Origin of the sequence: Pseudonocardia acidicola (genome assembly GCF_012911935.1) — a bacterium.
Lineage (GTDB): Bacteria > Actinomycetota > Actinomycetes > Mycobacteriales > Pseudonocardiaceae > Pseudonocardia > Pseudonocardia acidicola.
This window is the reverse complement of sequence record NZ_JAAXLA010000082.1, coordinates 12,452-30,778: the sequence shown is the minus strand read 5'-3', so window position 1 is coordinate 30,778 and position 18,327 is coordinate 12,452. Positions and strand designations below refer to the sequence as shown.

Genomic DNA, 18,327 nt, shown 5'->3' with positions numbered 1-18,327 from the left:
GTCGTACGGCCCGAAGTACGACCGGCTTGCCCGGATCAAGGCCGAGTACGACCCCGGCAACGTCCTGCACCACAACGCGAACATCAAGCCCGCCTGAACGGCGCCGGCACGCTCGTGCGCGGGAACGATCACCGGCCCTAGCACACACCACGTGCACGGATGACAGGCGGCGCGACACATAGGGAGAACCATGGCGGCAAGGTGGACGGCCCGCATTGAGCAGCGAGCAGCTCAACCGGAGGTCTATGTCCTCAACGCGGCCGACGCCGCGCCGACCGCCGCCAACAACTGGGACATGTGCTCCGCCGCGACCGACTCCGATGAGTCCTTCGGCGGCTGGATCACAACCTTCACCGGCCCACGCCTCTGCGCCGCGAACGTCGATCGGCTCACCTTCGGCGGCAACATCATCGAGACCGGCACCGGTTCCTACCGCGTCGCCCGCAGCCGCGCCGCCGCCGGCACCGACACCTGACCCGGCTCCCCTCGCACCGCAGCAGCCCGGGCCCCGGGGCAGCGGCCGACCCGCCCTCAGCTGCGGTCAGTTCTCACCGACATCGATCATGCAGCCACGTCACAGCTGCGGTCGAAACTCACGAACATCGGCGGTCGCTTCCGACCGCCAGGGCCACACGATCGTCGGCACACCCGACTCCCCCAGCCGGTGCAGGACGCCGGTGGCGTAGGCGCTGACGCGGTGCTCGACGCCGGCGCGCGTGCCGTCGAAGTCCAGGGCGACGACGTCGCCCGGGTGGCGGAGCCGGTCAGGCACCGGTGCGGGTGCCGCGGTTGCGCGCGACCCAGTCCGCGTAGGCGGCCTGCTGTTGCGCGCGCTGCTGCGGTGGATAGTGGTGCACGGCGTCCAGGGCGTCGGACACCCGGTCGGCTGCGGAACGGTCGCCGTCGGCGGACCAGAAGAACGAGCCCGTCCGGCGCACGAGGACGTCCGACACGGTCATCGCCATCTCGCGGTGCACCGCGTGGTCGATCTCGGCGGGGGTGAGGCCGGACTCGCCGATGGTCGCGCCGGAACCGGGGTCGCGGACCGCCGCCTGTGCGAGGGCGGAGGCGTTGCCACCGTACCGGCGCAGCCACCGCCGCCTGGTCTCCTCCGTGGCCGGGGCGCTCGCGACCGCCCGCTCGGCACGGAAGATCTCGCCCGGGTCCCCGCCCGAGATCGGCACGCGCCCGGTCGTGGATGCGGGTACCCCCCGGACCCCGGCGCGCTCGCGCAGCTGGTCGGCGACGACGTCGACGATCTGCGCGCCCATGAGGCGGGCCGTGGTGAGCTTGCCACCGGCGACGGTGATCATGCCCGCCGGCCCGGTGGTGATGCTGTGCTCGCGCGACGCCGCGGAGTTCGACGTCCCTGGTTCGGGGGCGATGAGCGGCCGCAGTCCCGCCCACGACGCGACGATGTCGCTGCTGTCCAGCTTCGCGCCGGGCAGTGCGTGGTTGGCCGCCTCGAGCAGGTAGGCGAAGTCCTCCTCGCCGCCGACGACGTCGTCGACCGACCCGGAGAAGTCGGTGTCGGTGGTGCCGATGTAGACATGGCGGCCGTCGCCTGCCGGTGTCGGCCAGACGACGCGGCCGTCCGACGGCGAGCGCAGGAACACGGCGGTGTGCAGCGGGAAGTCCTCGGTGCGCAGCACGATGTGCACGCCCTTGGTCGGCCGCAGCGTGGGGTGCTCGACGGGGCGCTCGAGACCGAGCACGCGGTCGACCCATGGGCCCGCGGCGTTGACCACCGTCTTCGCCCGGACGAGGATCTGCTCGCCGGTAATCCGGTCGACAACCTCGGCGCCGGTGATCCGGCCGCGCTCTCGCACCAGTCCCGTGACCTCGCGGTGGTTGCCCAGCAGCGCTCCGGCACGGTACGCCGACTCGAGCACGTCGATCACGAGGCGGGCGTCGTCGGTGAGCGCGTCGTGGTACAGGCCCGCGCCCTTCAGCCCGTCGGGGTTGAGGTGCGGTTCCCGGCGCAGCACCGCCTCGCGTCCGAGCATCCGGTGCCAGCGCCGCAGCGGGGCCCGTGAGAACGCGTCGTAGACGGTCAACCCGAGGTTGAGCAGCGCCTTGCCCTCGGGGTAGCCCTCGTAGAGCAGGTACATGAACGGCTGCAGGTCGGCCAGGTGCGGGGCGATGCGCATCATGACCTCGCGCTCGCGGACCGACTCGTGGACCATCGCGAACTGGTAGGTCTGCAGGTAGCGCAGGCCGCCGTGGATGAGCTTGGACGATCGGCTCGAGGTGCCGCCGGCGAAGTCGTCGCGGTCGACGAGGACCACCGACAGCCCCCGCAGCGCGGCGTCGCGCGCGACGGACGCGCCGGTGATCCCGCCGCCGATCACCAGGACGTCGGCCTCGGTGGGCAGGTCGGCAGGGGTGAACCGCTTCACGACTGCACCCAGCCCTTCGCTCGTTCCACGGCGCGCTGCCACTGCCGGTAGTGGGCCTCGCGGGACCCCTCGTCCATCGACGGGGTGAAAACGGCGTCGTCGGCGGTCCCGCGGAAGCAGTCCTCGGGGTCGTTCCAGACGCCGACGGCGAGGCCGGCGAGGTAGGCCGCCCCCGAGGCCGTCGCCTCGACATTGACCGGCCTGTGGATGGTCGCGCCGAGCATGTCGGCCTGGAACTGCAGCAGGAAGTCGTTCGCCGAGGCCCCGCCGTCGGCGCGCATCGCCGTGATCGGACGCCCGGACTCCTCGGCCATGAGCTCGATGAAGTCCTTGATGGAGTAGACGATCCCCTCCAGCGCGGCGCGGGCGAGGTGCGCCCGCGTGGTCCCGGGCGAGATCCCGATCAGAAGGCCGCGCGCGCTGGAGTCCCAGGACGGCGCGCCGAGCCCGGTGAGCGCAGGGACGAAGTACACCCCGTGGTTGTCGTCGACGCTGCGGGCGAGGGCCTCGGAGTCCGCCGCGCTGTCGAGCAGCTCGGCGCCGTCCCGCAGCCACTGCACGGCCGAGCCGGTGACCGGGGCGTACCCCTCCAGCCCGTAGGTCGTGACCCCGTCGCGGCGCCAGGCGATGATGCTGTTGAGCCCGTGGCGGGAGATGACGGGTTCGCGGCCGACGTTCATGTCGAGGAACGTGCCGGTGCCGTGGGTGGTCTTGGCCATGCCGGGGCGCACGCAGCCCTGCCCGAAAAGGGCCGAGGACTGGTCGGCGGCCGCGGCGGCGATCGGGACCTCGGCCCCGACGACATCGGCGGCGGTGGTGGCGATGACGCCGGAGTCGTCCACGACCTCGGGGAACAGGTGGAGCGGCAGCCCGAGCGCGCCGAGCCAGTCGTGGTACCAGGAGTCGCCCAGGAGATCGTAGGAGCCGGTCACGGCGGCGTTCGAGGCGCTGATCACGTGGACCGCGCCACCGGTGAGCCGGTGCACCAGCCAGGAGTCGATGGTGCCGAAGGCCAGCTCGCCGGCCTCGGCCCGGCGCGCGAGGTCCTTGTCGTTCTCGAGCATCCAGCACAGCGACAGCGACGAGTACACCGGCGCCAGCGTCCACCCGGTGCGGGCCTGCACCTTCGCGCCCCACTCGGCCGCCAGGCGGGTGGCCATCGACGCGGTGCGCAGGTCCTGCCACACGATGGCCGGCGCGACCGCCTCGCCGCTTGTGCGGTCCCACAGCACCGTGGTGGCCCGCTGGTTGGTGATGCCGATCGCGGCCAGGTCGTCGGCGGCCGTGTCGGAGTCGCGGAGGGCGTCGCGGAGCCGGGCGAGCGTGAGCTGCCAGATCTCCTCCGGGTCGTGCTCCACCCGGTCGGACGCGGGGTGGTGCTGGGTGAACTCGCTGTAGGACTGACTGTGGACGCCACCGTCGCCGTCGAACACGAGCGCGCGGGTGCCGGTCGTTCCCTCGTCGATGACGAGGAGGCGCGATTCACTGCTCATCGGTGAGCTCCGGATCTCGAGGTGGGTGCGATCGGATGTGGTCGCGGTGGGCGGGCGCCATCAGAGGCCGAGCTTGCCGGGGTTGAGGAGGGCGTCGGGGTCCAGCGCGTGCTTGAGCCGGCGCAGCACGCGGTGCGCCGAGCCCAGCGAGCGGCGGGAGTAGGGCGAGCGGGCGAGGCCGCCCCCGTGGTGGTGGGACAGTTCGGCGCCGTGGTCGAGGCAGACCCGCATCGCGGTCGCCCAGATCTCCTCGAGGCGGGCGGTGGCGGCCGCGTCGTCGGCGACCTGGCCGAGCAGGATCAGGTACATCGAGGTGCCCTGGGGATAGACGTGCGAGAAGTGCACGAGCACCTCGTCGGCCAGTGGGGCGAGCGCGGCCTTCACGTCGGTGTAGAGGCCGTGGATGTGCCGCCAGGTGTGTGCGACCTCGATGGTCTCGGCGAAGCCGCCGGGGGTGTCGAGGCGCTTCTCGACGGTGGAGAAGTCGAACCGCCGGCCCATCCAGGCTGCGGCCGGCTCCGGGCCGAGTGTGGTCGCGCCGTGCCGGGCGGCGATCTCGGTCAGCACCCCCATCTCGGCCGCCGCGACGGCCGGCTCGCCCTCCGTGCCGACGAACAGCACCGGACCGTCGAACCCCGGGTCGGCCATGGCGTGGCGGGCCTCGTCGGTGTCGTAGAAGCGCAGCAGGAACGGCCGCAGCCCGGCGGCGGCCTGCTCGCGCATGATCGCCAGGCCGGCGGGGACATCGGGCACCCGGAAGGCCTGCAGCCGCTGGTCCGCGGGCAGCGGAAGGATCTTGTACGTCACCTGGGTGATAACGCCGAGGGTGCCTTCGGAGCCGAGGAAGAGCCGACGCAGGTCGGGGCCCATCGCCGCGCGCGGTGAGGCCGTGAGCTCGGCGATCTCGCCGTCGGCGAGCACGACGCGGTAGCCGACGACCAGGTCCTCGACGCCGCCGTACCGTGAGGAGAACTGGCCGGTGGCGAGCGTGGCCAGCCACCCGCCGACCGAGGAGCGGTAGAGCGACTGCGGGGAGAACCGCATGGTCCAGCCGGCCGCGTTCAACGCGTCCTCGAGCTCGCCGCCGTTGGTGCCGGCGGGCGCGGTCACGGTCATGTCGATCTCGTCGATGCTGTGCGGTCCGACCAGGCCGGAAACGTCCAGGACGATGCCGCCGCGGGTCGGCAGCGGCTGCCCGGTCACCGACGACCCGAGCGCGCGCGGGGTGACGGGGATTCCGGTCTCGTCGGCGACCCGCAGCACCGCCACGACGTCCTGCTCGGTCCTGGCCCTCGCCACCACGTCCGCCGGGTACGGGTGCTCGTCCTGTCGGGCCCACTTCGTCGACACCGGCCAGGTGTCGTGGCTGGCCGAGGCGAGGCTCGCCGGATCGACGTCGACGGCGTCGGCGCCAAGGGCGTCGGTGAGCAGGTCCACGACCGTTGCGATGTCAGACATGCATCATCCCTGTGCTCCGAGTGCTGGGTCACCGGGTTGCGACCACTCCGACCGTAATACTCCATAATTGGAGCGATTGTGGGTGCGGGAAGATCATACGTGCTGCGCGTCACGTGGACGCCCGCCCCCGCCCATGACCTGGCGTTAGCCTGGTCCGACGGGCGGCAGTCCGCGGCACAGGTCGGTGCACGAGGGAGGACAGCGTGGGCGAGCGCACCAACCTGCCCGCGCCGGCGGCGCTGCAGCGCCCCCTGCACCGGGCGCTGCGGGCGATCGTCGTCGACGCGCTCCGGGTCGGCGCGGGTGCCCCGCTGCCCACGAACAGCCACTACCTGCGCACCGTGGGCGCGAGCGCGGGGACGATCCAGCGCGCGATGGCCGTGCTCGCCGAACAGGATGCGCTGACCGTGACCTCCCGCGGGGCCCGCGGCCGGATCGTCGACTCGGTCGACGTCGGCCGCGCGTGGAACATCGCCGGCCTGGCGCCGCTGCGGCTCCTGCTCCCGCCCAGCGGACCGATCGAGATCGACGTCCTGGCCGAGTCGCTCGCGGGTGAGCTCACTGCGCTCGGTCTGCCCCACACGATCCGCCACCAACGCGGCGGAGCGCGCCGCATCGACGCGATCGCCGCCGGCGTCGTCGATCTGGCCGTGGTCTCGGCGGGTGTCCTCCACGCCGCCGCGCAGAGGCTCGACCTCGCGCAGACGCGGGTCTTCGCCCCCGGCACCTACTACGCCGCGGGGCGTCTGGTGTCGGTGAGCCTGGCCGACGTCCGCGGGCTACCGGGTCCTGGTGCCCGCGTGGCCATCGACCCCGACTCGCCCGATCATGTCCTCCTGACCGAGGCCGCCTACCCGCGTGCCTGCGGGTACCGCTACGTCGAGTGCGCGTTCCCCGAGGTGCCGGCCGCTGTACTGCGACGGGATGTGGACCTCGGGATCTGGCACCTCAGCCAGACCGTCATCCCCCTCGACCTCGCCGGCCTGAGGTGCACCGAACTCGACACCCCGGAGGCCCTCGGCGCCTGGCGCAGCCTCTCCGCCGCCGCCCTGGTCGGCTTCCCGCAGCGTCGCGAACTCGCGTCCGTCCTCGCGGCGGTCCGCCTGCAGGCGCTGGCCGAGGCGCAGCAGCACCGCATCCGGGAGGAGGAGGCACTGGCTGCGTCCCGGCCCGGTGCTCCTGCGGGCTGATTCCGCGGACACGGTTGAGCGCTGCCCACTGGGCCGGGCACGCAGACTCTCCGGGGTCGTCCTGCGAGCCCCGGGAGGTGCCCGCCATGACGGAACGGTTGCGCACCCTGCTGCGCGGAGCGCGTCGGCGGGTGAGCGGTTCTATACCGGCGTGCGGGAGCTCGAGGAGCGCCGGGCGCTGCTCGACCGGCCGTGGGAGGAGGACTTCCTGCACTGGGCCCGCGGCGAGGCCGGCTGGGAACTGCACGGGCGGATCGCGCCGCCGCCGCGGTGGCGCAGCCGCAGCGTCACCTCGACCGGATGGTGCCCGGGGTTGCTGCGGTAATTCCCGGGTGGGGCCCGGGTGCTCCGCGACGACGAACCGGACCTGCGACGGCGTGCAGCGACGCGGGCTGGACGTCGCAGCGGGTCGGTGCCGGCGACTGCACGGGGCACTCGCCAGCCGCGCCTCCCGCTCGCCGGCGAGCCCGGGCGATCTCCCCGGATCTCGACGGGCACGAACGGCAGGTCGGGCACGAGCGCGCGCATGTACACGGACCGCAGCCGATAACGTCTGCGAGGATCAGAGACGCGGGCAGTACAAAACCCCGGTGATGTGGCCGTGGCCAGGGATCGCTCCGGGGTCTTCGGTGACAACTCTACGGAGTGTCGGCTGAGGTGTCGAGTTCCACCCCGTCTGCGGGCGACGGGCAGCCGGTCCGGGCGAGCGCGACGGCGTTGCTCATTCAACGGCATCTGTCCGCACCGCGGCTGGCCACCTACGTTCGCGCTGCCGGCGGGGACCTGGAACGGGGCCTGCGTCTTTACCGCTGGAACGCCGCCGTCGCCGGCGGATTCTGGGAGGCGCTCGGCCACGGCGAGGTGGTGTTGCGCAACGCCGTGCACGACGCCCTCACCGCCCGCCATCACCGGCTCGACCGTCCTGGGCAGTGGTACGACGACCCGGCCGGCGAACTCAACCAGCACGCCCGCGCCGACATCGCCACCGCCAAGCGCCGGCTGGGCCAGGCCGGCGCCCCGCTGCTGCCCGGCAAGATCGTGGCCGAGCTGTCGTTCGGGTTCCGCGGTTCCTGCTCGCCCGCCGCTACACCGCCACGCTCTGGCCCGCGATCCGTCCATCGTTCCCGCATCTACCCGGCCGGGACCGCCGCCTGCTCGAGGAACCGGTGACCCGTCTGCACCGGCTGCGCAACCGGATCGCGCACCACGAGCCGCTCATCCACGAGGATCTGACTGCACGCCTGGCCGACCTGACCGGCGTTCTCACTGCCGTCGACCCGGTCCTGCACGCCTGGGTACAGGACGGCAGCCGCCTGCAAACCGTGCTCGCGCAACGTCCCCGACCGCATCGCTGCAGCACCGGCACGATTGTGGACACCTGGAGCCAAGCTCGGGGCTGACCATGCTCGACGCCGTCGGGCGCGGTCACGGAGGCCAGGCATCCGACCGCATACCTGGTGTCGGGGTCACGCTCCGGTTATATGAGCGTGGCGTCGAGACCCTCTTGGATATGTCGCCGCATGACCTCCGCGGCTCGCTGTGGCCCGGCCGCGAGCGCCTCCAACAGGGGGTGGTGCAGCTCCCGGATGGGCTTGTGGGCCGGCTCGCGCTGGAAGTAGCTCGAGTAGATCTGCAGCGCAATGGCCCGGGCCCAGATCCCATCGAAGAGCTCGACGAGCAGGTCGTTTCCGGTCGCCTCGACGACCGCGCGGTGCACGAGCCGGTTCGCGGCGAACGCCTCCGCGGGCTGCGAGGGGTCCATGACCTCTGCCTCCCGGATGGCGTCGGCGACGCGCGACACGGCCGGCTCGCCGAGCTCGGCCACCCGCGCAGCGGCGAAGACCTCGACCGCCATGCGGATCTCGTAGAGCTGACGGATCTCGTCGGGGCCCAGTCGGCGCACGACGTAGCCGCGCCGGCCGGCCGGTTCGATCAGCCCCTCGCGTTCGAGGCGGTGCAGTGCGTCCCGCACCGGTGTCCGGCTGATCTCCAGCTGCGCGGCGAGAGCGTCCATGACGAGGCGGACGCCGGGTTCGAGCCCGCCGGAGAGCATGGCCTCGCTGAGCCGTCGATAGGCCGCGTCGGCCAACGTCTCCCCGTCGATCGGCTGCAGTGCCACGCGGGCTCCTCTCGCTTTCACCGTTGCCTCGAAAGCTTGGCAAACACCCTCGCGGTCTCAGCCGGGGCTTGACGCCTCCCGCCGTTTCGTACACGGTATACGAAATTTCGAACCGATCAGTCGTCGTGATCCGTACCGCCGGCGAGGGGCGCAGCCATGACGGTTCCCGGAGTGCAGGTGCCCGATCCCTCCTCCTCGATCGCGGTCGAGGAGCTGGTCCGCGCCGATCGTGTGCACCGCTTGGTGTACACCGACCCGCAGCTCTTCGCCGCGGAGATGGCCAAGGTGTTCGGGCAGACCTGGGTCTACTGCGCCCACAACAGCGAGCTCCCGAATCCCCACGATTTCAAGACCGGTTACCTCGGGTTGCGGCCGATCATCGTCTGCCGGCAGCGAGATGGACGCGTCACCGTCCTGTTCAACCGCTGCACCCACCGGGGTGCGACGGTGTGCCGGCTCGAGCGGGGCAACGCGAAGAGCTTTCAGTGCCCGTATCACGGGTGGACGTTCCGCAACGACGGCGAGTTGATCGGGGTGCCCTGGCCGGAGGCCTACGGCGAGGACTTCCGGCGCACCGACCTCAATCTCGGGCGCGCCCCCAGGGTGGAGAGCTACCGCGGGTTCATCTTCACCACCCTCAATGCGGACGCGCCGCCGCTGCTCGAGCACCTGGGCCCGGCGGCAGCGCTGCTGGACCAGTGGCTGGACCGCACTCCTGCGGGGACCGTCACCGTCCGCAGCGCCGCCAACCGGATGGTCTACCGGGGCAACTGGAAGCTGGCCTACGACAACGCCGGCGACGGTTATCACCCGGCGTTCTCGCACCGCTCGCTGTTGCGCCTGGGCGAGCGGTTCGGCGAGGCGAAGGACATGGTCTACTTCGGACGGACACCGGACGAGGGCCCGATGTACGCCCAGGACCTCGGCAACGGTCACACCTTCATCGACCAGCGGCCCAGCTACGGCGGCGTCGGATCGTACTGGGCGCAGCAGCGGCTGCAGCCCGGCCGCGAGGCGCTCGAGGAGCGGATCCGGGTGCGCTACGGCGCCGACGCCGATCGGCTCCTCGACCTCGCCGTCGGCGCGCAGATGAACATCAACATCTTCCCGAACCTGCTCGTCATCGGGAACCAGATCCAGGTGATCGAGCCGATGGCCGTCGACCGCACCCAGCTGACCTGGCATGCGACGACCGTCGACGGGCTCCCTGATGAGATCAACACGCTGCGGATGCGCACCCAGGAGGATTTCCCCGCCTTCGGCGAGCCCGACGACCAGGCCAACTTCGAGGAGGCCCAGCGTGGGTTGGGGGTGCCGGAGATGGAGTGGGTGATGATGCACCGCGGCTTCGGCGTCGAGGGGCGGGAGAAGACCGACGAGGCGGGCATCGTCACCGGGCCGGTGACCGACGAGCACCCGATGCGGGGCTATTACCGCGAGTGGGCTCGGCTGATGAGCCGATGACGGCCTCGACGCCCCGTCGCCGCTGATCGAGGAGACCCAGATGCCCCAGAGCGGATCCGCGGTGGACCGGGACGACACCGACCGCTGGTCCTACTACCTCGACCCCGAGTTCTACCAGCGCCTGATCGAGCTGGCCCGAGCCTGGTCGGACGACTGGCCGCCGGCGGACCCGCTGATGCGCTCGGAATGCGAGGCGGTGCTGGCCCGGGAGGCCCGACTGATCGACGAAGCCCGGTTCAACGAGTGGCTGGAGCTGTTCACCGACCGATGCCTGTACTGGGTGCCGATCACCCCGGGCGGTGGGGACCCGCGCACCGAGGTGAGCCACGCCTTCGACGATCGCAGGCGGATGGCCGACCGCGTCTACTGGCTGCGCACCGGCCTCGCGTTCTGCCAGATCCCGCAATCACGCACCCGTCGCATGATCACCAACCTGGAGGTGCTCGACGAACCGCGTAGCGGCCGACGCCTGGTGCGCTCGAACTTCGTGGTCCACGAGTTCCGCGCAGGGGTCTCGCGCAGCTATCCGGGCTGGTACGGGCACGTGCTCGAACACCACCGCGAACAGTGGCGGATCGCGATCAAGCAGATCAACCTGCTCGACTCCGAACACGGCCACGAGAACCTCACGATCATCTTCTGAGGACGGGCCACCGTGTCGAAGCCGCCAGCCACAGAGCCGCCCCCGGCGTCCGCCGAGCTCGCCGCGCTCCGTGTGGAGTGCGCGCTGCTGCGGCGCGCCAACGCCCGCTTGCGCCGCCAGCTCGACGACGCGTTACCCGTGCTGGCGGCCCTGCGGGAGGCGCGGATCTGGGACTTCGTGCCCTACGAGGTGCAGCTCGACTCCGACTGGCTGGCGATCGACCGTGACGACGCCGAGCGGTTGATGCGGGCGCTGGCTGCCAACGACCACTGGCGGCCGTGGAGCCGCACGCTGGAGCGGCGGCTGGAGGGCCGATGATCCCGCTGATCGTGCACTCCGCCGGCACCGACACCGCCTGGCTCGAGGAGATCCTGCGCGAGCGCGGCGCCGGCCCGCGGGTGGTGCGGATCGACGTGGGCGAACCAGTGCCGGCGCTCGACGAGGTGGACGGCCTCGTCGTCCTGGGCGGCGCGATGGGCGCCTACGAGACCGCGCGCTACCCGTTTCTGCGCGACACCATGCGGGCCCTGGAGCAGGCCGTCGAGCGGGCGGTACCGACCCTCGCGATCTGCCTGGGTGCGCAGTTGCTCGCCGAAGCCGCCGGCGGCCGGGCCTACCCGGGGCACGGGCCGGAGTGGGGCTACATCCCGGTGCGGCTCACCGCCGCCGGGCGCGCGGATCCCGTGCTGCACGCGTTCGGGGGCGAGCACCTCTCCTTCCACTCCGACACGTTCGATCCGCCCCCCGGGAGCCGGCTGCTCGCCGAGTCCCCGGCCTACCCGCAGGCCTTCCGGGTGGGCTCAGCGCTGGCGCTGCAGTTTCACCCGGAGATGTCCGCCACCGGCGTGCGTCGCCTGATCGCGGCCACCGCGCAGGCAGGCAACCGCCACCGGCCGGAGCTTCGCCGCATCCTGACCGACGCGCTCGCCCGCGACGCGCTCGCCCGCGACGTCCTCCGACGGCTGCTCGAGAGCTGGGCGCCACGACTGCCGGCCCCACCCGTGTGAGAGCCGGCCACCGGCCCCGACGGGGCCCCGATCCGCCGGCATGGGTCGCATGCCGTGCACCACCTTGTGGAGGTCACGATGGGAAAGGGATTCGCCCACCAGCACGGACTGTGGACCGCCGAGCAGCAGGACGCCGCGGAACGCCTGAGCGTCCGGATCGCCGAGTCCGGGCTGGACGTCATCCGGATGTCGTGGCCGGACCAGCACGGGCTGCTGCGCGGCAAGACCTACACCGCCGACGCCTTCGACTCCGCACTGCGTGACGGCGCCGAGATCACGATGGCGCCGTTCTTCTTCGACACGGCCAACGCCATCGTGTTCAACCCGTTCAGCGTCGGCGGCGGATTCGGCATGCCCGAGCTGTCCGGCAGCCCGAACGTCGTCATGCTGCCCGACCCCACCACGTTCCGGGTCCTGCCCTGGGCCCCCGAGACCGGCTGGGTGCTCTGCGACCTGTACCTGCGTGACGGCAACCCGTTCCCGTTCGCGCCCCGGCACCTGCTGCGCACCGCGCTCGAGCAGGTGCGCCGCGCCGGCTACGACTTCCTCGCCGGCATCGAGATGGAGTGGTACATCACCCGCATCCTCGACGACTGTCTGACCTCCGGTGACCTGGGCAGCCCGGGAAGCCCGGGGTTGCCGCCGCGGGTGGCGCCGTTGGCGCGCGGCTACAGCTACCTGCAGGAGTCGCACCTCGACGAGATCGACGCGGTGCTGCGTCCGCTGCGCAAGAACCTCTCCGCCCTCGGCCTGCCGCTGCGCACCATGGAAGACGAGTGGGCGCCGAGCCAGGTCGAGACGACCTTCGACGTCCTGGACGGGATGGCCGCGGCCGACGCGGCGACGCTGTTCCGCAGTGCCGTCAAGCAGAGTTGCCGGCGCAGCGGGTATCTCGCCACGTTCATGTGCACGCCCGGGGTTGCGGGCTTCTACGCCAGCGGGTGGCATCTGCACAGCTCGCTGACCGACCGCGGCACCGGCCGCAACGCGATGGTCCCCGGGGAGGGGGAGCCGCTGTCCGAGGTCGGCAGACACTACGTCGGCGGCACCCTGGAGCACGCCATCGCCGCCTCCGCCTTCACCACCCCGACCGTGAACGGGTATCGCCGCCGGCGTCCGTACTCGCTGGCCCCGGACCGCATCACCTGGGGCTACGACAACCGGGCGGCGATGGTCCGGGTGATCAGCGCACCGGGCGACGAGACCTCCCACGTGGAGAACCGGGTCGGGGAACCGGCCGCCAACCCCTACCTGTACCTCACCGCCCAAGCGCTCAGCGGATTGGACGGCGTCACCAACAAGATCGACCCGGGTCCGATCAGCGACGACCCCTACGCCACCGACGTGCCCCAGCTGCCGACCAGCCTCGCCGACGCGCTGGACGCCCTGGACGCCGATCAGTTCTTCCGGCGGGCCTACGGCGACCGGTTCATCGACTACATCGTCACCATGAAGCGCAGCGAGACCACCCGGTACGCGGCCCACCTTGCGGATCGTGCGGACGCCGAGGACTACGCGGCGACCGTGACCGACTGGGAGCATCGCGAGTACTTCGAGTTGTTCTGACGGCCGTCGATCTCGCCGCAGGAGCGGCGCCCGGCGGGTGGCCGGCGGGCGCGTCGACGGCCGGATCGGGCCGCGCCGACTCCGCGAAACCGGGCGGCCGCTACACCGCCGCGGCGTAGCGGGCGCGCATACGTCACCGCAAGCCCGGTCTACGCACTACTGGCGACCTCGCGGGGCAATTCCGCCCACGATGATATTGGGCTCCGCTTCCTCGCTTGGTACGTGTTTGGGCCCGTCAGCCCAGGTAGGGCGGCACCGGCGCCGTCCACTGCCCGGAGATGTTGCGTGAATGCACGGCGGTGACCTGGTCTGGGTCAGGCGAGTCGAGGAGGTCGGGTCGGGCGCCATCGGCGTCCCTCTGGCGTTCAGGCTGCCGTGCTGGGCAGATCTGATTCACGATCAGGAAACGCCGGCGGATACCGCAGCTCGGCTCGGCCTCCTCCGATCAGGTGCCCGGCTCAGCCGGACGCCGCGCCACGGTCGGTGAAGACCGTCTCCCGGGCGAGGATCGTGCCCCGGGCTATCGCACCCCGCACGACCGCATCCTCACCGAGTTCGCCGGCGACGAGGGTCGGGCGCATCGGCGTGACCTCCCGCAGCGCGGCGGTGATCGCAGGTTCGAGCAGATCGAGGTTCTGGCCGACGCGGCCACCGAGCACGATCAGTTCCGGGTCGAGAAGGGCGGCGATGCTGGCCACGGCGAGCGCCAGTTGCCGACCCTCCTCCGCGATCGCCTCGAGGGCCCTCGGCTCCCCGTGGTGGGCGAGCTCGAACACCCGCTCGGCGGTGATACGACCGGTGAGTCCGGCCTGCCTGGCGTACCGGACCACGGCGTCAGCAGCCACGGCCTCCTCGAGCATGCCGCGTGCGGCCCGTCCGGCCCGGGCGGTAGACGACCGCTCTCCTATCGGCAGGTACCCGACCTCGCCCGCGGCGCCGGTGAAGCCGCGATACACCCGGCCGTTGAGCACAAGACCCACGCCGACGCCGCTGCCGACCGTCAGGTACGCGACGTCTTTCAGTCCGCGCGCGGCGCCGTAGGTCAACTCGGCCAGCGCGGCGAGGTTCGCGTCGTTGTCGACGGAGATCGCCGGGCCGATGCGGTCCGCCAGAGCCTGCGCGAGGCCGGCCTGGTGCCAGCCGGGCAGGTTCGCCGCGTAGCGCACCCCGCCGCGCCGCGGGTCGAGGACACCGGGCGACCCGATCGCGGTGTGGGTCACCGAACCCGCCGACAAGCCGGCCTTCTCGGCTGCCTCCTCCAGTGACCGGGCCGTGAGTTCGACCAACGCGGCGGCGCTCTTCGCGGTGTTGCGCACGGACAGCTCGGACAGGGTGTCGCCGAGCAGGTCGGCCACACGTAGGTGCAGCCAGCCCCGGCCGATGTCGATGCCGGCGACACTGCCGGCCGTCGGGTTGGCCGCGTACAGCTTGGCAGGTCTCCCGAGCCGCCGACCTCCACCGGCGCCGGCCGTGACGAGCCCGGCCCGCTCCAGATCATCGAGTGCCGCGATGACCGTGGGCTGGGACAGGCCGGCGGTGCGCGCCAACTGGGGCCGGGTGGCCGGGCCGGCGGTGAACAACCGGTCGAGGAGCAGCCGCTGGTTCATCTCGCGCAGCAGCGACGGTGCCACGCCGGCCGTCAGCGGGGCGACGGGTCCGTCCTGGTCGGACCCGCTCGAAGACCGTGCCATGCACCCATCCTAAAGACCATTGAGAAAGTGGCGGGAAGCCCTTGACGCCTAAGTAACCTTTATTAAAGACTCCCAACTATGTTCCGGGAACGGCCTCGCATCGAGTCGTGGGACGGCGCGGCCGTCACAGCGATCGACATCGGTGGCACCAAGATCGAGCTCGCCCTGGCCGCCCCGGACGGCGAGATCCTCGGCCGGGCCCGTTTGGAGACCCGGGCACAGGAAGGCCCGGGGCCTGCGCTGAAGCGAGTGGCCGGCGCGGTCGGGGCGCTGCACCGCCAGCACGCCGCTGACCGCCGGATCGTGGCGCTGGGCGCCGTCTGCCCTGGGGTCGTGCAGCCGGATCGCATCCTGCTCGCACCGAACCTGCCGGGGTGGGAGGAGACCGACCTCGCCGCGCAGCTGCAGTCGGCGACCGGCATCGCCGCGGTCGCCGTCACGAACGACGTGCGGGCCGGGGCGCTGGCCGAGGCCCGCCTCGGTGCCCTCCGTGGCTGCCGTTCCGGCCTCTACGTCAACCTCGGCACCGGGATCGCCGCGGCCCTGGTCGTGGACGGCCGGGTCGCACAGGGCGCCCACCACGCGGCCGGCGAGATCGCCTACATCCGACCGCCCGGCACACTCGGGGCCTGGACCGTGACCGGACACCCACACCTGGAGTCCTCCGTGGGTGGCAACGCGCTCGCCGAGCGAGCTGCGAACGTCCTGGGCGAGTCGCTGAGCACGGCGCAGCTGTTCGGGCGTACCGATCCGGTGTCCGCCCACCTCGTCCACCAGGCCCTGGGCGCGCTCGGCACGGCGCTGGTGAACCTCGCGGTCTTCGCCGATCCCGACCGGGTCGTGATCGGCGGAGGGTTCACCGCGTCGGCCGACGTCGTCCTGCCGGTACTCGACGCGTACCTGCGCACCGGCGTCCCGTTCCCTCCGGAGGTGGTCGTGGGGGAGTTCGACCGGGATGCCTCCCTGCACGGGGCGATCACCCTGGCGCTCGACACCCTCGGCCCGCCGGACGGCGGGCGGCTGCTCGATCTGTGTGCGGAAGGGGCCGTTCGATGAGCGAGCTCGGGATCAACATGGCGGCGGAGATGGCCGAACAACCGGCCGTACTCGCCGCTCTGGCCGACCGCTTCGACGACATCCGGGGTCAGGTCGCGGCGCTGGCCTCCGGACCGGTCGCAGGCGTGGCCTTCCTGGCCCGCGGGTCCTCCGACCACGCGGCACTTCTCGGCCGCTACGCCGTGGAGTTGTCTACGGGGCTGCCGACCTGCCTGGTCGCGCCCAGCGTGATGACCGCCTACGACCGCACCCCGCGGGGCTTCGCCGGATGGGTCGTGGTGGCGCTGTCCCAATCCGGGCGCACACCGGAGATCGTCGACCTGGCCGGCCGATTCAGCGCGGTGGGCGCCACCGTCGTGGCGATCACCAACGACGAGCACTCCGACCTGGCGGGGGTAGCCCGGCTGACCGTGGGCCTGCGGGCGGGGCGCGAGGTCGCAGTTCCTGCCACCAAGACGGTCACCGCCCAGATGCTGGCCACGCTCGCCGTGACCGCCGGACTCGGTGGCACACCGGTCGTCCCGCACCTGGCCGAGTTGCCGGCCCGGGCGGCGGCCGTGCTCAGCGACACCGCCCCCGTGGAGGAGGCGGCCGGACGGCTGGCCCCGCACCGGCGGTTGGCCGTCGTGGCGCGCGGGCTGTGCTACCCGGCGGCCCTGGAGACCGCCCTCAAGCTGCAGGAGACCACCGGGGCCATGGCGCAGGGCTTCTCGACCGCAGACTTCCGGCACGGGCCGATCGCGGTCTGCGGACCGAACGCCCCGGCGCTGCTGATGGGCGGCACCGGCCCCGCCGACAGCGACACCCGCCGGCTGCGGTCCGAGCTGGACGAGCGGGGAGCGCCGAGCGTGCTGGTCGGGTCGGCCGCCGGCGACGACGTTCCGTGGCCGGCCGCCGACGGAGCGAGCGACTGCCTGCTCGCCGTTGTCCGCGGACAACAGCTCGCCCTCGCCGTCTGCCGTCGACGCGGCATCGATCCTGACCGGCCGGCCGGACTGAACAAGGTCACCCTCACCCACTGAACTGCGAACGTCCCGGTAGGCCCCGTCCCGCCGACCCCACCGACGACGAACGGAAGGACGATCATGAAGTCGACAATCGTGCGTTGCGCGGTGGCTGCGGCAGGCCTCGGGCTCGCGCTGACGGCCTGCAGCACCGGCGCGAGCTCCGGCGGCGGCAACTCCTCGTCATCGAGCGGCGCCGCCTCCGCCCCGGCAGGCAGCTCGGTCATCGACAGGGTGCTCACCGCTACCACCGGCCCGAACGGGGAGACGCCGACGCCGCTCACAGACCTGACGTTCAGCGACGACGACCTCGCGAAGCTCAAGGCCGGTCACTACACCGCCGCGCAGCTGTGGCACACGTCCTCGCAGCTGGTCAGCGCGGTGCAGAACGGGGCCGAGGCCGAGTTCGCCCGCCTCGGCATCAACGTCGTCGCCACCGCCAACGCGAACATGGACGCCGGCACGCAGGCCAACCAGGTGCAGACCGCCATGGCGAAGAAGCCCAGTGTCATCATCGGCCTGCCCGTCGATCCCACCTCATCAGCGGCGGCGTTCCAGCCCGCGGTGGACGCCGGCACCCGGCTGGTGTTCATGTCCAACGTGCCGGCGGGCTACACCTACGGCAAGCAGTACTCGTCGATCGTCACCGATGATCTCTACGCCATGGGCAAGCGCGCGGCCGAGGCACTCGGCACCGCCCTCGGCGGCAAGGGCGAGGTCGGCATCGTCTTCTACAACGCCCAGTACTACGTCACCAATCAGCGCGATGCGGCGTTCCGGACCACCTTGATGAAGGAGTTCCCGGGCATCAAGATCGTGGCGGAGCAGGGATTCTCGGACCCGAACAACGCGACGGGCATCGCGAGCGCGATGCTGACCCAGCACCCCAACCTCGCCGGCATCTATGCCAGTTGGGCGCAGCCGGGCGAGGGCGTGCTCTCGGCCCTGCGGACGGTCGGCAACACCACGACCAAAGTGGTGACCCTCGACCTCGACGACCCGATCATCGTCGACATGGCCACCGGTGGGTCCACCGTCGCCGTCGTCGCGGACGAGGCCTGGGATGTCGGCAAGGGGATGGCCGACGCCGCCGCTTACTCGCTGCTGGGCAAGCAGGCTCCGGCGTTCGCCGTGGCCGGAGCGCTCACGATCACCAAGGACAACATCACCGAGGGCTACCAGCAGTCGCTGCACTCCGACGTCCCCGCGACGGTGCGCCAGGTCCTGAAGTAGGGCC

20 protein-coding genes are annotated in these 18,327 nt (G+C 71.8%); 14 read left to right on the top strand and 6 right to left on the bottom strand.

The genetic code is table 11. The annotated features are described in order from the left end of the window. A partial coding sequence (locus HF526_RS29390; protein ID WP_169384838.1) for a BBE domain-containing protein occupies positions 1 to 97 on the top strand: 97 nt, incomplete at its 5' end. A 93-nt stretch (positions 98 to 190) separates the two neighbouring features. Next, a complete protein-coding gene (locus tag HF526_RS36620) occupies positions 191 to 475 on the top strand; it encodes a hypothetical protein (protein WP_211177972.1) in 285 nt (94 codons plus the stop codon). Positions 476 to 574: 99 nt separating this feature from the next. On the opposite strand, the gene HF526_RS29380 is transcribed toward HF526_RS36620, so the two are convergent. The 4 genes from HF526_RS29380 to HF526_RS29365 are packed head-to-tail and all read right to left on the bottom strand — an operon-like array spanning position 575 to position 5,350. Then, on the bottom strand, positions 575 to 772 hold the full coding sequence (locus HF526_RS29380; RefSeq protein ID WP_169384837.1) for an HAD family hydrolase: 198 nt from the start codon (positions 770 to 772) through the stop codon (positions 575 to 577). Beyond that, a complete protein-coding gene (locus tag HF526_RS29375) occupies positions 765 to 2,399 on the bottom strand; it encodes an FAD-dependent oxidoreductase (protein WP_169384836.1) in 1,635 nt (544 codons plus the stop codon). Before HF526_RS29375 ends, HF526_RS29380 begins: the two co-directional genes overlap by 8 nt. Continuing rightward, entirely contained in the window at positions 2,396 to 3,892 is a 1,497-nt protein-coding gene (locus HF526_RS29370; protein WP_169384835.1) for an FGGY family carbohydrate kinase, read from the bottom strand. The genes HF526_RS29375 and HF526_RS29370 overlap by 4 nt, the downstream gene beginning before the upstream one ends. A 60-nt stretch (positions 3,893 to 3,952) precedes the next feature. After that, the gene (locus tag HF526_RS29365; RefSeq protein WP_169384834.1) at positions 3,953 to 5,350 is read right to left on the bottom strand and encodes an FAD-binding oxidoreductase; all 1,398 of its coding nucleotides are present in this window, start codon (positions 5,348 to 5,350) and stop codon (positions 3,953 to 3,955) included. A 203-nt stretch (positions 5,351 to 5,553) separates the two neighbouring features. Between HF526_RS29365 and HF526_RS29360 the strand changes: the two genes are divergently transcribed. From HF526_RS29360 to HF526_RS29345, 4 genes are all read left to right on the top strand, one after another. Then, on the top strand, positions 5,554 to 6,540 hold the full coding sequence (locus HF526_RS29360; RefSeq protein WP_169384833.1) for a YhfZ family protein: 987 nt from the start codon (positions 5,554 to 5,556) through the stop codon (positions 6,538 to 6,540). Between the two features lie 151 nt (positions 6,541 to 6,691). Next, positions 6,692 to 6,865, top strand: a complete 174-nt coding sequence (locus HF526_RS29355) for a hypothetical protein (RefSeq protein ID WP_169384832.1) — start codon at positions 6,692 to 6,694, stop codon at positions 6,863 to 6,865. Positions 6,866 to 7,197: 332 nt separating this feature from the next. After that, positions 7,198 to 7,710, top strand: a complete 513-nt coding sequence (locus HF526_RS29350) for a hypothetical protein (RefSeq protein ID WP_169384831.1) — start codon at positions 7,198 to 7,200, stop codon at positions 7,708 to 7,710. Further along, positions 7,707 to 7,940, top strand: coding sequence for a hypothetical protein (locus HF526_RS29345; RefSeq protein WP_169384830.1), 234 nt, complete (start codon positions 7,707 to 7,709; stop codon positions 7,938 to 7,940). Before HF526_RS29350 ends, HF526_RS29345 begins: the two co-directional genes overlap by 4 nt. Positions 7,941 to 8,017: 77 nt before the next feature. Here the strand turns inward: HF526_RS29345 and HF526_RS29340 are convergent, their stop codons facing one another. Then, positions 8,018 to 8,659, bottom strand: coding sequence for an FCD domain-containing protein (locus HF526_RS29340; protein WP_169384829.1), 642 nt, complete (start codon positions 8,657 to 8,659; stop codon positions 8,018 to 8,020). A gap of 156 nt (positions 8,660 to 8,815) precedes the next feature. On the opposite strand from HF526_RS29340, the gene HF526_RS29335 reads away from it, so the two are divergent. From HF526_RS29335 to HF526_RS29315, 5 genes are all read left to right on the top strand, one after another. Then, positions 8,816 to 10,123 carry an aromatic ring-hydroxylating oxygenase subunit alpha gene (locus HF526_RS29335; protein ID WP_169384828.1) on the top strand — a complete coding sequence of 436 codons (1,308 nt, stop codon included), beginning with the start codon at positions 8,816 to 8,818 and terminating at the stop codon, positions 10,121 to 10,123. A 40-nt stretch (positions 10,124 to 10,163) separates the two neighbouring features. Further along, a complete protein-coding gene (locus tag HF526_RS29330; RefSeq protein WP_169384827.1) occupies positions 10,164 to 10,766 on the top strand; it encodes an aromatic-ring-hydroxylating dioxygenase subunit beta in 603 nt (200 codons plus the stop codon). Between the two features lie 12 nt (positions 10,767 to 10,778). Beyond that, positions 10,779 to 11,084 carry a hypothetical protein gene (locus HF526_RS29325; RefSeq protein WP_169384826.1) on the top strand — a complete coding sequence of 102 codons (306 nt, stop codon included), beginning with the start codon at positions 10,779 to 10,781 and terminating at the stop codon, positions 11,082 to 11,084. Further along, entirely contained in the window at positions 11,081 to 11,773 is a 693-nt protein-coding gene (locus HF526_RS29320; protein WP_169384825.1) for a type 1 glutamine amidotransferase, read from the top strand. The genes HF526_RS29325 and HF526_RS29320 overlap by 4 nt, the downstream gene beginning before the upstream one ends. Positions 11,774 to 11,851: 78 nt before the next feature. Then, on the top strand, positions 11,852 to 13,339 hold the full coding sequence (locus HF526_RS29315) for a glutamine synthetase family protein (RefSeq protein ID WP_169384824.1): 1,488 nt from the start codon (positions 11,852 to 11,854) through the stop codon (positions 13,337 to 13,339). 458 nt (positions 13,340 to 13,797) lie between these two features. Here HF526_RS29315 and HF526_RS29310 read toward each other — a convergent pair whose 3' ends face one another. Next, positions 13,798 to 15,030, bottom strand: a complete 1,233-nt coding sequence (locus tag HF526_RS29310) for an ROK family transcriptional regulator (protein ID WP_169384823.1) — start codon at positions 15,028 to 15,030, stop codon at positions 13,798 to 13,800. Positions 15,031 to 15,108: 78 nt separating this feature from the next. Here HF526_RS29310 and HF526_RS29305 point away from each other — a divergent pair, with 78 nt between their 5' ends. The 3 genes from HF526_RS29305 to HF526_RS29295 all read left to right on the top strand — a co-directional run bounded on the left by HF526_RS29305 (position 15,109) and on the right by HF526_RS29295 (position 18,323). After that, a complete protein-coding gene (locus HF526_RS29305) occupies positions 15,109 to 16,086 on the top strand; it encodes an ROK family protein (RefSeq protein ID WP_169384822.1) in 978 nt (325 codons plus the stop codon). Then, positions 16,083 to 17,108 (top strand): SIS domain-containing protein, encoded by a 1,026-nt coding sequence (locus tag HF526_RS29300; RefSeq protein ID WP_169384821.1) that lies wholly within the window; start codon positions 16,083 to 16,085, stop codon positions 17,106 to 17,108. Before HF526_RS29305 ends, HF526_RS29300 begins: the two co-directional genes overlap by 4 nt. Positions 17,109 to 17,171: 63 nt before the next feature. Next, positions 17,172 to 18,323: a substrate-binding domain-containing protein gene (locus HF526_RS29295; protein WP_169384820.1), complete on the top strand. Its 1,152-nt coding sequence runs from the start codon at positions 17,172 to 17,174 to the stop codon at positions 18,321 to 18,323. The last annotated feature ends 4 nt before the right edge of the window (positions 18,324 to 18,327 follow it).

Coding starts and splice junctions, on each gene's coding strand:
- HF526_RS29370 (WP_169384835.1), bottom strand. CDS start 3,892: ATGAGCAGTGAATCGCGCCTCCTCGTCATCGACGAGGGAACGACCGGC.
- HF526_RS29310 (WP_169384823.1), bottom strand. CDS start 15,030: ATGGCACGGTCTTCGAGCGGGTCCGACCAGGACGGACCCGTCGCCCCG.
- HF526_RS29330 (WP_169384827.1), top strand. CDS start 10,164: ATGCCCCAGAGCGGATCCGCGGTGGACCGGGACGACACCGACCGCTGG.
- HF526_RS29335 (WP_169384828.1), top strand. CDS start 8,816: ATGACGGTTCCCGGAGTGCAGGTGCCCGATCCCTCCTCCTCGATCGCG.
- HF526_RS29300 (WP_169384821.1), top strand. CDS start 16,083: ATGAGCGAGCTCGGGATCAACATGGCGGCGGAGATGGCCGAACAACCG.
- HF526_RS29295 (WP_169384820.1), top strand. CDS start 17,172: ATGAAGTCGACAATCGTGCGTTGCGCGGTGGCTGCGGCAGGCCTCGGG.
- HF526_RS36620 (WP_211177972.1), top strand. CDS start 191: ATGGCGGCAAGGTGGACGGCCCGCATTGAGCAGCGAGCAGCTCAACCG.
- HF526_RS29305 (WP_169384822.1), top strand. CDS start 15,109: ATGTTCCGGGAACGGCCTCGCATCGAGTCGTGGGACGGCGCGGCCGTC.
- HF526_RS29315 (WP_169384824.1), top strand. CDS start 11,852: ATGGGAAAGGGATTCGCCCACCAGCACGGACTGTGGACCGCCGAGCAG.
- HF526_RS29320 (WP_169384825.1), top strand. CDS start 11,081: ATGATCCCGCTGATCGTGCACTCCGCCGGCACCGACACCGCCTGGCTC.
- HF526_RS29365 (WP_169384834.1), bottom strand. CDS start 5,350: ATGTCTGACATCGCAACGGTCGTGGACCTGCTCACCGACGCCCTTGGC.